This window comes from Pseudoalteromonas piratica (assembly GCF_000788395.1).
GTDB classification, from domain to species: Bacteria; Pseudomonadota; Gammaproteobacteria; order Enterobacterales; family Alteromonadaceae; genus Pseudoalteromonas; species Pseudoalteromonas piratica.
The window spans coordinates 2,151,763-2,164,224 of the sequence record NZ_CP009888.1; the positions used below are offsets into that span (position 1 = coordinate 2,151,763).

Annotated in this window: 14 protein-coding genes and 1 tRNA gene; 4 read left to right on the forward strand and 11 right to left on the reverse strand. The window is 38.7% G+C overall.

The genetic code is table 11. The annotated features are described in order from the left end of the window. Positions 1 to 40 precede the first annotated feature (40 nt). Together OM33_RS10000 and OM33_RS10005 are read left to right on the forward strand one after the other, a co-directional pair. Entirely contained in the window at positions 41 to 319 is a 279-nt protein-coding gene (locus tag OM33_RS10000) for a hypothetical protein (RefSeq protein WP_038641332.1), read from the forward strand. Between the two features lie 62 nt (positions 320 to 381). Then, entirely contained in the window at positions 382 to 714 is a 333-nt protein-coding gene (locus OM33_RS10005) for a lipoprotein (RefSeq protein ID WP_038641334.1), read from the forward strand. A 41-nt stretch (positions 715 to 755) separates the two neighbouring features. Here the strand turns inward: OM33_RS10005 and OM33_RS10010 are convergent, their stop codons facing one another. From OM33_RS10010 to OM33_RS10045, 7 genes are all read right to left on the reverse strand, one after another. Continuing rightward, positions 756 to 1,697 (reverse strand): LysR family transcriptional regulator, encoded by a 942-nt coding sequence (locus tag OM33_RS10010; protein ID WP_038641336.1) that lies wholly within the window; start codon positions 1,695 to 1,697, stop codon positions 756 to 758. Between the two features lie 65 nt (positions 1,698 to 1,762). Continuing rightward, positions 1,763 to 3,469 (reverse strand): bifunctional isocitrate dehydrogenase kinase/phosphatase, encoded by a 1,707-nt coding sequence (gene aceK / locus OM33_RS10015; protein WP_038641338.1) that lies wholly within the window; start codon positions 3,467 to 3,469, stop codon positions 1,763 to 1,765. 15 nt (positions 3,470 to 3,484) lie between these two features. After that, a complete protein-coding gene (locus OM33_RS10020; RefSeq protein WP_038641340.1) occupies positions 3,485 to 4,129 on the reverse strand; it encodes an LOG family protein in 645 nt (214 codons plus the stop codon). Beyond that, positions 4,126 to 5,244, reverse strand: coding sequence for a hypothetical protein (locus OM33_RS10025; RefSeq protein ID WP_038641342.1), 1,119 nt, complete (start codon positions 5,242 to 5,244; stop codon positions 4,126 to 4,128). Before OM33_RS10025 ends, OM33_RS10020 begins: the two co-directional genes overlap by 4 nt. A 465-nt stretch (positions 5,245 to 5,709) precedes the next feature. Continuing rightward, positions 5,710 to 5,786 (reverse strand) — tRNA-Val (locus OM33_RS10035). 98 nt (positions 5,787 to 5,884) lie between these two features. Next, on the reverse strand, positions 5,885 to 6,904 hold the full coding sequence (locus OM33_RS10040; RefSeq protein ID WP_038641347.1) for a DUF3080 family protein: 1,020 nt from the start codon (positions 6,902 to 6,904) through the stop codon (positions 5,885 to 5,887). Beyond that, positions 6,873 to 8,231 (reverse strand): MATE family efflux transporter, encoded by a 1,359-nt coding sequence (locus OM33_RS10045; RefSeq protein WP_038641348.1) that lies wholly within the window; start codon positions 8,229 to 8,231, stop codon positions 6,873 to 6,875. The genes OM33_RS10040 and OM33_RS10045 overlap by 32 nt, the downstream gene beginning before the upstream one ends. 66 nt (positions 8,232 to 8,297) lie before the next feature. Here OM33_RS10045 and OM33_RS10050 point away from each other — a divergent pair, with 66 nt between their 5' ends. After that, a complete protein-coding gene (locus OM33_RS10050; protein WP_038641349.1) occupies positions 8,298 to 8,927 on the forward strand; it encodes a riboflavin synthase in 630 nt (209 codons plus the stop codon). A gap of 258 nt (positions 8,928 to 9,185) precedes the next feature. On the opposite strand, the gene OM33_RS10055 is transcribed toward OM33_RS10050, so the two are convergent. After that, entirely contained in the window at positions 9,186 to 9,389 is a 204-nt protein-coding gene (locus OM33_RS10055) for a CPXCG motif-containing cysteine-rich protein (protein WP_038641351.1), read from the reverse strand. 69 nt (positions 9,390 to 9,458) lie between these two features. Next, on the reverse strand, positions 9,459 to 10,334 hold the full coding sequence (locus OM33_RS10060) for a fructosamine kinase family protein (protein WP_038641353.1): 876 nt from the start codon (positions 10,332 to 10,334) through the stop codon (positions 9,459 to 9,461). Between the two features lie 204 nt (positions 10,335 to 10,538). On the opposite strand from OM33_RS10060, the gene OM33_RS10065 reads away from it, so the two are divergent. Further along, positions 10,539 to 11,243: a cation diffusion facilitator family transporter gene (locus tag OM33_RS10065; protein ID WP_038641356.1), complete on the forward strand. Its 705-nt coding sequence runs from the start codon at positions 10,539 to 10,541 to the stop codon at positions 11,241 to 11,243. A gap of 61 nt (positions 11,244 to 11,304) precedes the next feature. Here the strand turns inward: OM33_RS10065 and OM33_RS10070 are convergent, their stop codons facing one another. Both OM33_RS10070 and cobO read right to left on the reverse strand, forming a co-directional pair. After that, a complete protein-coding gene (locus OM33_RS10070; protein WP_038641359.1) occupies positions 11,305 to 11,655 on the reverse strand; it encodes a DUF3718 domain-containing protein in 351 nt (116 codons plus the stop codon). 210 nt (positions 11,656 to 11,865) lie between these two features. Then, entirely contained in the window at positions 11,866 to 12,462 is a 597-nt protein-coding gene (gene cobO, locus OM33_RS10075; protein ID WP_038641361.1) for a cob(I)yrinic acid a,c-diamide adenosyltransferase, read from the reverse strand.

A 12,462-nucleotide genomic window follows, 5' to 3' on the forward strand; every position in this document is an offset into this window, starting at 1 on the left:
GCAATATTATTCAGCTTAGCTACTAAAACAAAGGATTGTTATGAGCTTAATTTCAGAGCCAATTGGATGGTCTCGCTCAATTGCAAAATCAAAATCACGTGTTATTTTATTCACAGCAATGCACTTTGCTGTATTGTTACTGGCCATATGGCTGTTGTTTGAAAAAGTTAGTGTACAACAGCCCTTAAGCACGCTTTCATTTCAAGATTTTTTAATATCATCAAGTTTAATTCTATTTATTGGTGGCTTTTATCCTTGTTTATACCTCTATGCGATTTATCGCTTACTTGAGATTAATAAACTTACTAGTGATAACTAATTTTTTAGAACACAGCAAGCAAACGTACTGAATTACAATGTTGTGATATTTTTTGAGGGAATATGAAAAAGTATTTATCTGTTATTTTTACCGCGCTGTTTTTAACTGCATGTAGTAAACCACTGCCTGAAAATCGCATGACATATGCTGGTGAGTGGGTAAGTAAAGAAATGTATTTACTTATTTTACCTGATGGCACCGTTTCTTATAAACGCTTAAAAGGCGGTGGTAGCACCGAGGTTAATGGGCCGCTTAAAGAGTTTCAAGGAGACGATTTTGTTGTTGGCATTGGTTTTTTAACAACAACCTTTGATGTGTCTGAAACACCTTATATTGAAAATGAACAGTGGGTAATGACAGTTGATGGTGTAAAACTCACCAAACGAGAGGAATAACAAATTGCTAAGATAAAGCCGACGTATAAGTCGGCTTTTTATTAACTTGAAAGTGTTTCAGCTACATCGGCAATTTGTTGGCGCAGCCAAATGTGGCTGGCGTCACGGTGAAGTAGTGGGCTCCAAATCATATCCAGTTCAAAAGGCGGAATAGGGAACGGTGGTTCCATAATTTTGAGCTCATTATCATTTTTATAAATTTGTGCGACTTTCGTTGGCAGTGTTGCAATAAGGTTTTCAGCTTTTGCTAAGTGAATTGCAACGTGATAATTACGGGTAAAGGATGCAATATTTCTGTGCTTACCAAAGTGTGCAAGGGCTTCATCAACCCAACCGAGTTTTTGCACATCAGCTGGATCCATGCCAACACCAACACCAAAGCCGGTTTTACTTACCCAGATATGGCGTGCTTTTAAGTATGCATCTAGGCTGTAATTTTCTAAAACAGGGTTATTTGCATTTACTACGCAAGAAAAGCTGTCTTTCCAAATACGCTTTTGGTGAAATGATTGCGGTAAATTATCAAACCGGTTAATCGCCATATCTACTTTGCCGTTTTCCACATCATGGAATGTAACGTCACTCGGGGTAACAATATCGAGCGTGGTATCTGGTGCAAAGGTTTGCAAGCGGCTTAATAGCATTGGGGCCAATGTGCTTGCTGCGTAATCACTCGCCATTATGCGAAATACACGGTTACTGGTAGCAGGCTCAAAATCACGATTAGGCTGAAGTGTTTCTTCAAGTGTTAAAAGCACACCGCGTACCACAGGTTGCAGTTCTTTGGCACGTTCCGTTGGCACCATGCCATCGCTTGTGCGAACTAGAATAGGATCATTTAAAAGTGCGCGTAAACGCTTTAGGCCGTTACTCATAGCTGGCTGAGTAATATTAAGTTGGTTTGCTGCGCGGGTTACATTACATTCGCGCAACAAGGTATCTAAGTACACTAAAAGGTTTAAATCTACTTTACTAATATTCATTTTATTTATGTCGTAAGAGCATTCAATAAAAGACTTTAATAAACCCAAGTATAAATAACAAGTATTTATCGAGACTTAAATCTTAGACTTTCGGGGTAAGGGTAAATATTTGTACTTACACCGTCTTTTATTTTTTGCTGCTGCTCGCGCCAATAGCCAGCTCTGTTAAGCTCAGGGTGCTGCTCTAATAAAATTGATTTAATATGTGGGTCAGTGGTAACAAAAGTGGTGAGTTGTTCAATAAACACATCTTGTGGTGCAACAGAATAGGCATCAGGGTAATCAAAGTAACCGTCAGACTTAGGTAACTCTCTAAAGTTCATATCTGTTAAATACTGCACTTCATCGTAATCATAAAAGATTACGCGTTTGTGTTTTGTAACACCAAAATTTTTAAGCAGCATATCACCCGGGAAGATATTGGCCGACATCATTTCTTTTAACGCTTGGCCATATTCACGCATTACGTGACGTTTATCTTGCTCGGTGGCATCTTTTAAAAATAGATTGAGTGGCGTCATCCGCCTTTCAATATAAAGGTGCTTAATAATTAGTAAGTCACCATCAAACTCCAATGAACCAGGTATCGACTTTTTAAGACGACTTAATAAAGCTTCAGGAAAACGTGAAATAGGGAAGGCTACATCAGAGAACTCTATGGTGTCAGCCATGCGTCCCACTTTATCGTGTTGCTTTACGAGTTGATAACGTTCAAGTACTGTGCGCCTACCAAATGGTTTACCATCACCAAACTTATCGCGAATAACCTTAAATACATAAGGGAAAGTGGGATGAGTAAACACCTCCATCACCATGCCTGGTGTGCCTGCTGCTACCTCAAAGTCTTCTTTACACGATGCTAAATGATTTAAAAATTCACGATAAAACTCACTTTTACCTTGTTTGTGAAAACCAATGGCATTGTAAAGCTCCGCCGGAGTTCGGTTTGGCATCAGTTGATTTAAAAAGCTAACCACGCCTGAAGGGGAGCGCGTATTAACCATAAAGTATGCCCGAGCAAAGCCAAACACCACGCGCATTTGCACAGAATTAGTTAGCACGGCATCAATAAACAACCCTTTGCTTTTGTTGTGCAATATTGGAATGATAAAAGGCTGTACGCCATTTTTACTGACAATACGTCCAACAATATACGCTGCTTTATTGCGATAAAATGGGGCTTTAAGAATATCAAAACGCATTTGATGATTGCGTGAATTCATATTAGGTGCTTGTTTAACAAACGCTTTAACAATATTTTTTATATCGGCTTCAAGGTCAATAAAAGGTGCTTTTAAATCAAATTGAGCAAATATTTGTTTGATGGTAGGAAGTAAGCCATCCACCACAGGGAAAAAACTCTTATACTCTTCCTCAACTGGCACTAAGGGTGCGGTTAACGTACTTTCTACAAAGATAAAGTCATTATTAAAGTATTTACGGTGAAATAAACGACAAAATACTGAATTAAAAAAGGTTTCAGCAAGCTCAGCTTGTGGGTGAAAACTCATTAAGTCGGTATAATCCGCTTTAATTGCAAGCCACAACTCAGTATCAATATGTGAGGCATCAATGCGGCGCTTAAGCTTCTCTATACATTCATTAACGCGCTTATCGTAATAACTAATGCGTTCGGCGCTTATGCGCTGCATCGACTGCCAATCCGCGTTGGCAAAATGCACCTGAGCCTGAGAAGTTAACCCTTGGAATAAAGAGTAGTGATGACTAAACCCCTTTAAAATAAGGTTCGCAATAACTTGGCTCAACTGCATCGGATTATCCTTTTATTATTTTTCTCTATGTGAAGCGCGGTAATGGGCAACAATGGTTGCTACCGCTGCATCAATATCATCAGTTACTGTAAACAGTGAAAAATCACTTTGGTCAATTAAGCCTTTAGAAACCAGCTGCTGTTGCATCCAATCGACCAATCCTTGCCAAAACTCAGTACCAAATAACACAATGGGCATTTTTGAAATACGGCCAGTTTGCAGCAGGGTGAGTGATTCAAAGGTTTCATCTAATGTGCCAAAGCCACCAGGCATACATACATAGCCCATTGAATATTTAAGAAACATTACCTTACGCGTGAAGAAATAACGAAAATCTAGTTGCTCGTTTTGGTAAGGGTTGGGGACTTGCTCATGGGGCAATTCGATATTAAGGCCAATACTTTTCCCTTTTACAGCACCTTTGTTGGCAGCCTCCATAATACCCGGGCCACCTCCTGAAATGACGGCAAATCCTTCGTCAACAAACCGTTCGGCTATTTTTACTGAAGCTTGGTAGTAGGGGCTTGATTCTTCTAAACGCGCCGAACCAAAGATTGACACTGCCGGACCTGTTTCGGCGAGTTTATCAAAACCGTCAGCAAATTCGCTGATAATACGAAACATTCGCCACGATTCATCACCTTTTAGATCATCGATCATTTTGTGTCTCCTTTTAATACCATAAACCAAGCATCAATATAGTCAGGCATATGTCGGTTAGCGTCATAATACGCTTTAATACCAGGGTAGCTGCCGGCCAAGTAGTCTAATTGATAGAGGTTGTCCTCAAATGCACCACCGGTATCAGCCATAACTGCCATACGGTATTCACTGTGGTTTTTAAAATCAAATTGTGCAAATACCAATGCACCTAACCCTAGCTGATAAAGATCGCCCGCAAAGGTCACTTCAGGTAATACCGCTATTTTATGGTTAGCATCTTTACCGTAACCCAATATGCCATTAACTTGTTTGAAGTACCAATAACGGTTTTGCTCATATGGCTTTAGAGTGCGGTCGTAGGCAATACCATTATTGCGGTGCACATTGTAAACACGTTGTTTTCCCGCTACATCAACCACAATAGTGCCTTGTAATAAGGCCGATTCGAGATCTTCGCGGGTTAAAAAAATTAATGGTTCGGCAAGGTTTTGCTGATCTAACACGCCACTTAGAATAGTTTGTTTACCGTACTTAAAGCGGGTGAGTTTATTTTTGTGTTTATCGGCTTGTTCAATTGACAAATCTTGTTCATCAAATGGCAATGCGTAAAGTGGAAAAGCATGTTCGTTGTTTCGTTGTTCACTGCCGCTGGCAAGATGGACATAGTATTTTGTCATTAACACTTTTTCTGATGTGAGGTTTTTAAGCAATGGCTTTTTCTCACTGAGTGCTTTGGCATGAGCTATATCAGAACTAATTTTGTAAAAATCATAATGTTGTTTTAAAAAATTGATATCTGCTAAGCGTGTTGTGTTGTTTTTAACATCGGCTTTAGCAAATTCACACAGTGACATTAAGGTGTTCGTAATATCTGACTGTGAAATGCCAAATTCAGATAACTTATTTGCATGGATAACCGCCGGATCGTATTCCTGCCCTTTTGATAGGTAATCAAGGGTATTAGTTGCCACTGTACATAAGTCAGAGGCGTTGGTATTGATCTTAAACGCTGAACTCGGGGTTTGTTTGGAAATTGAAAATGTATTTGCTAAAAGCGATAAGGGTGTTAATGCAAGGCTTAAAAATAATAAAGTTGAAAAAGAAAATTTCATTCTAGTTGAGTAAACAATAAAAAACTGACTCTCAGTGTACTGTTTTAAATAAGTTTATTCTAGCAATACCACTTTAACCATCAAGCATGGTTGCCCTTAACATTAACAACATGCGTAAACGTTAATGCGAAAAATTATTCTGTTCATTTTTCACTCAGCTTGGTGTTGTTACTATTTTCCCATTACTAGTGTGGAGAGTGGTTATGGTAAACAGCCTTAAAAAAATCTGTATAACAAAATTGAAGTACAGTGATTTTATCGTATCAAAAAATGTTTTAGTACATCACAAGGGTATAACTGCCGCGGTAAAAATGATGCCAATAGATACTTGCGAAGGCGTACGGTTTTTAGTTAATGGTGAGCTGGTTAATAGCCTAGGAAATGTAAAACTAAAAATAGAAAATCTATCGAAAATAAAAGATTAGGAATTAAATTAAATAGAATGGTGTTAAAAGAAGATATAAATGGTGGGTCTGAGTGAATTCGAATCACCGACCTCCACGATGTCAACGTGGCGCTCTAACCAACTGAGCTACAGACCCTCGATTTATGGTTCGCATTCTACATAGAAATTTTTATGACACAAGTAGAAATTTATAAATTCCGGTTTAAGTGGTGCATTTATATGCAAAATATCTGTTTAGTAACCACCAGGTTGTATACCACACTGTTTATAAAGGGTTTGCCACCAAGAAACATGATTAACTGATGCTATTTTTAACGCCTCGTCCAGTTTAAGTGGGTGCACAGCAAGCTCACTGGGATAAGGTTGTCCTTGTTTATCTTGCCAAAGTGTTTTCAGAGATGGTGCAACATAGCTATATTCACGCAGTAACATGTTGTGATATTGCTGAATCTTACTGCCATAAAACTTGCTGAAGATATTACTTAAAATGACTGCTTTTTGATTGTGATGGCCTTTTTTACATAAAGAGTCAAAAGAAACTGTTTTAAGAAGTTCTGTTTGTTGTTGTAATAGGTGAAGTTGTTCATACAACGCGCGCAGTAAACTTGGTAGATAAGCGTTTTTAAATAATCCAGATAGCTGCTGCTCAAGCGCAGCCACTTTTATGGTGTCTACGTTATCGGATATAACCGCATGTTTACTGTCTGCTAAATATTGCAAACTATTAAACGTTGTTTGCTTACTTTCTTCATTAACTTCTAATAACGAGTGGGAAAACGGAAGGTATAGCGAGGCTAGCTGTTTATCATTAAACACCAACTGCTGCCAATAAAGGAATAAGTTTGCGCGCTTGTTGTTAAAAACTTTTTTTAATTCTGCTGTTAGGGTGTCATCGTCAAGATTGGACAAGCACTTTGGTAATTGCTGCAGAAATTGAATCTGATAAGAAAATTCACCACTAGGGCTAGCGACTTTACCCAACTGCGAATTATGTTCAGCTATTAATTGGCCTATTTGGCAATGTTGGAGTCTGGCCAGTTGTATTAAGCTTATGGTGCTTGATTCAGCAGATTTGAGTTCTGGTATTTTGAGTTTATGGCGATCAGAATAGGGTGTGAGATCTGCTAATTCTAGCTGAGTTTGCAAACGTTGATGATAGTCTAAATTCACTGCATTGGGTGCATCGGAGCACCCAACAAGTATGGCACAAGCGAGTAAGATGCTACTCGATAATATTAAACGGAGCGCTTGCAAGTCTTCTCCTTACGGTGGTAATAAGCAAAACAGCCGCGGTCGATAACCCGACAATAATGCCAAGCCAAAAACCTTCAGGGCCCATTGGCTCTACGATTAAATCTGTTAATGCCAATACGTAACCTAAACTAAAACCGATTAGCCAATAAGAAATAAAGGTAATGTACGATATTGGCGTAGTGTATTTTAAACCTCTTAAAATACCGGTTGCTGACACTTGCAATGCATCTGGTAGTTGGTAAAAACAGGCCAAAATTAAAATAGCGCTTGCCAGAGCAATTACATCTGCATTGTCACTATAAATACTGCCAATCACTCCACGCGATAAAAATGTTATTAATGCCACAATGGCTGAAATCATCAACGCTAATAGTAAACTTGTTGATACAGTGCTTTTAACTGCGGAATAATTTTTTTGGCCTGTTAAGTTACCTACACGAATACAAATCGCTAGGGCCAAACTGAGGGGGATCATAAATAATACCGTAGATACACTTGCAGCAACTTGATGGCCTGATACGGCAATAGCACCAAGAGGTGCGATAAACAGCGGAATACAGGCAAATAGGGTTACTTCAAAAAAGTGCGCAAGTGCAATAGGGGTACCTAGTTTTGTGATGGTTGCTATGGTTGTGAGCTTTGGTTTGATAGCCCGTGAAAATAAAAAGCGGCCTTTTAATCGCTTCGAATAGAGCATATAGATAAATAAGCTTAACGCCATACACCAATATACTATTGAAGTTGCAATACCACACCCAGCACTGCCATATGCATCAAAGCCAAGCTTACCGTAGATAAACACATAGTTAGCGGGAATATTAATGGCAAGACCAATAGCGGCAATGTAAACTGCAGGTTTAGTGTAGGCCATGCCCTCGCACACACAACGCAGCACATTATAAATTAAAAAACCAAGCAAGCCCCATTTTACGTAATTGATATAGCCGAGTGCCAAACCGGCTACTTCAGGTTCCATTTTGATGTATGACAAAGGGATTTCAACAAAATTGATAACCACTAAACCTAAAAGGGTAAGTGCTAGGGCAAGAAAAAATCCTTGAAACATATCATCGCGGATCGCAAACAGCTTTTTCGCGCCAAAATTTTGCGCAACCATGCCTGTGAGCGCAAGTAATACACCGAGTAGGGTTAATAAGACCGGATTCCAAATACCGAGGGCGATAGCAAGGGCTGCTAAGTCATAGGCGCTCACTTGACCAGCCATCACGGTATCAACCACCCCCATTAATATCATGGTGACTTGTGCAATAAAAACAGGAATAGCCAAGCGAAGAATATATCTCGCTTCAAAAACATTAAAGGTCATACTTGCGCATTCTAGCAAAATCAGGAAAATCCTATTTTACTGAATGCAGAGAAAGATAGGAATTAAATGTTTACTGGTATTGTACAAACAAAGGCGTCAGTGGTATCTGTTTCCACTAGCGGTGATGTGATGCGTCTGGTTTTGTCTACACCTAATGCGTATTTAAATCATTTGGATATTGGCGCGAGCATTTCAATCAATGGTTGTTGTTTAACAGTGGTGCATTATGAACTGGGTCACAAAGATGTAGTAGGGCAAGTGCACTTTGATGTCATTGATGAAACTTTAAGATTAACAAATCTAGGTCAGCTTAAGCAGGGGCAAAAAGTAAACTTTGAACGCTCGGTGACATTTGGTACCGAAATTGGTGGTCATATTGTGTCAGGACATATTCATACGGTTGCTAAGGTAGAGTCAATTGAGCGCCAACAAGATAACTGCGCTATGTTCTTATCACTTCCTGAAAAGTGGCTTAAGTATATTAATTACAAAGGTTTTATCACTGTAAATGGGTGTAGTTTAACGGTTGGTGAAATTCAGAAAAATGGTTTTTACTTACATTTAATTCCTGAAACACTTGAAGTAACCAACTTAGGATTGGCGCAAATAGGCAGCGAATTTAATATCGAAGTTGATCAACAAACTTATACCATTGTTGAAACCATTGAGCGTTATATGAAATCAAAAGGGTTGTAATACTAACCATCAATGATTCGCAATCATTTTAGCAACTAAAACAGACGCTACCTACGTTATAAAGTTTGTTATTTAGAACAACCTTATAATAAGGATTCGCCTTGTCTATATGGATATAGGTAGTTTAGCGTTTCAGGACGTGAAAGCAGTTCTATCGACAAGTGTTTCACATCTAAAAAAAGTCACTTAATTAAGATGGTTGATGTATGAGGTGCTTAGCACCTCTTTTAAATAACACTGTGATAAAAGGGTTATAACTTAAAACACTTGCTCGTTGTCACTATCAACGTTTAGTTCTACTTTGTTATAAACCCTGTCGATGTGCATGTTGAGATGGATTGGGTTGCAACAGGCTGCACAATCTTCGTAGTAATCTTGATCACCCGCGGTGGTATCGAGTTCAACATCGACATGATGACCACAGTGAGGGCATGAAATACGTTGAAATTTATGGTCTCGCATAGCATTTTCCAACAACAGTAATACTAATTTAAGTGTAGTGGAAAACTCACATTTTACCTGTTTTGCAGGCTAATCAAGGCCATAGTTTTGTTGAATTTTGACCATGTTTAAATGGGCATCTTCAATGTATTGATTACCAAATAAATTTCCGTGATTGAGCAAATGATAGAGGTTATAGATATGTTTGCGCTCTTGGTATTTATCGGGTAATGGATAGGTATCCTGATAGCCACGATAAAACGCCGGATTAAATTTCCCGAATAGTTCGGTCATGGCAATATCTGCTTCTCGATCACCATAATAGCACGCGGGATCGAAAAGTGATGGGTTGCTATTACAAAAGCCGATATTCCCTCGCCAAAGATCACCGTGTAATAAAGAAGGTTTACAATGATGAGAGTGCAGGGCTTGTTTTGTAACATCAACAAACTTGTCTATATCGACAAGCTGGACACCTTTTTCAGCCAATAACTGTAATTGAAAGCCTATACGCTCTTCGGCAAAAAAAGTATGCCAATACTTTTGCCATTCATTAGGCTGCTGTGTATCACCAATGTAATTGTCGGTATCAAAACCAAACATTTCTTGCGTATGCTTAAGATGTAACTTTGCCAGAGAAACACCAAACTGATACCACTCTTTATCAGTGCCTTCTTGTAAATCAAGCCACTCAATCACATGATAGGCAAACTCACTGCTTTGCCCAACTAAAATTGAATCAGCAACGTAAAAAACACTTTCTGTGGTAAGGGTATTAAGGCAAATACGCTCTTGTTCAAATTTATCAAGGTGGTCTTTTGCAGCTACTTTGACAAAAAACGCCTGTTTGTCATCACTCAACTTGTATATGTTTGCTTTATTTGATGATGCAAGTTGGTGTTTGTGCGCTTTTGAGAAATCTCGGTGTAACACAATTGATAGTTCGTTTAAGAGCGAGTTCCACATAACGTTTCCTTTAAACTCAACCTTTAGATAATGTCAATCAAAGTAGTTGTTCCCAATAACTATAGCTAACTTAGTTTGTTTTGGAGTCTTGTTTACAAAAAAGCACATTTATTGCTAGCAAAAGTCGTTTTAAACCTTGCAGAGTGTTTACGGCAAACTTTAAAATAGCCGCGATTTGGAATTAGCTAGAATGTGGAGGGTTAGTTGAACAAGCACGCTATCACCAATGTTGTCGCAGTATTGTTAACAGTTGCAGGTTTCTTTTTGTCATTGCCTTGGCTGTTAAGTATTGGTTTATTTGCTTTATCTGGTGCATTGACCAATTGGCTTGCAGTTCATATGCTTTTTGAAAAAGTCCCAGGGCTTTATGGCTCGGGTGTGATCCCAAATCAATTCGAACAAATTAAACAAGCTATTAAAGCGTTGTTTATGTCGCAATTCTTTACTCAAGAAAATATTAACAAATTGATGTCGGCGGAATTAGAAAATGCTGATAACGGCATTGATTTTACCCCTATTATTGAAAATACCGATTTAAATCCAGCATTTGATTCGTTGGTAGATGTTGTCGAAAACTCACAATTTGGTGCTATGTTAGGCATGTTTGGTGGCACAGCTGTATTGGAGCCAATGAAACAGCCATTTATCGACAAAATGCAATCATCACTTATCGAAATTAGTAGTTCAGAAGTATTCCATAAGACAGTTCAAGCACAGTTAACGTCAAATACCAGCGCTGAAAAGTTGCAAACAAAAATTGAAGCAATCATTGAAGCGCGTTTAGCTGAACTTACACCGCAACTGGTTAAAGAGCTTATTCAGAATCTCATTAAAGAGCATTTAGGTTGGCTAGTTGTGTGGGGCGGGGTATTTGGTGGTTTGTTTGGTTTAATAGCCTACTTCATATAAAGCGAATAACGAGAAACGGAGGGTAGCAACCCTCCGTTTTTTTGTGATCTACCTGTCATTATTATTTACTGCCTGAGATATACACCAATTCTTTCTTAGCCATCGCTAAATCTTTAATACTGGTAGATGTGCTTATTTCTAGATTCATATAGTTGCTAGTACGATTTAGCCCGTACACACTGGCAAATTCTGCTAACGACATATCATTACATGTGAGCTTATCGTCAATTTGGTATTTCTTAACGCGATTTTGTTTAATCGCTTTTTTCATATCAAGTGGTTTATTTGATGCAAAGGCCATACACAGTTCTGTGCCTGGTGAGTTATCTAAAGCGACAAACTGTGTGTCTGCTGTTGCGTTTGCTGATGCAAGTAGGGTGGTGCTTACCAGTGCTGCTGCTAAAACTTTCATGTTAAATTCCTCATTCCAACATTATTTAAGATGTTCACGTTTTGTTTGAACGTACTTATATAGTCGCTGAAAATAAGAAAAATGCTGTTAACCTAACGTGACAGGGTGTAAAAGAGTATTTCAAATGTGTCGAGTAGTTATAAAAAACGCCATTTTTCATGGCGTTAATATGTGTAATTTGCAATAAATTAAGAAAATTTTTTTTAATTTTTACCAGTCGATACCTTTACGTGCTTTCACGCCATTATCAAATGCGTGTTTTACGTTGCGTACTTCAGATACGGTATCTGCCAGCTCTTCTAATTGTCGATGAGCAGCGCGCCCGGTAACTATCACTGATTGTTCTTTTGGTCGGTTGCTTATTGCATCAAGCACATCATCGAGTGCAATATAGTCGTAGTTGATCATATAAGTGATTTCATCAAGCACCACAAGATCAATGTTTTCATCGCTAAGTGATTTCTTTACTGCTTGCCACACTGATTGTGCCGCTTCAGTATCGGTTTCTCGGTTTTGCGTTTCCCAAGTAAACCCTGTGGACATTACATGAAAAACTGCGCCGGCATTTTCAAGTAAATTACGCTCGCCACATTCCCAGCCACCTTTAACAAATTGAGCAACTACTGCTTTTTGTCCATGACCTACAGCGCGAGCAACAGTACCAAATGCGCTGGTGGATTTACCTTTACCATTACCTGTAATAACCAGGAAAAGGCCTTTTTCAATTGTGGCTTGTGCGACTTTTTCGTCAACGGCTTTTTTAATTTTCTCTTGACGCTTTTGATGTTGGTCGAATTTATCTGACAT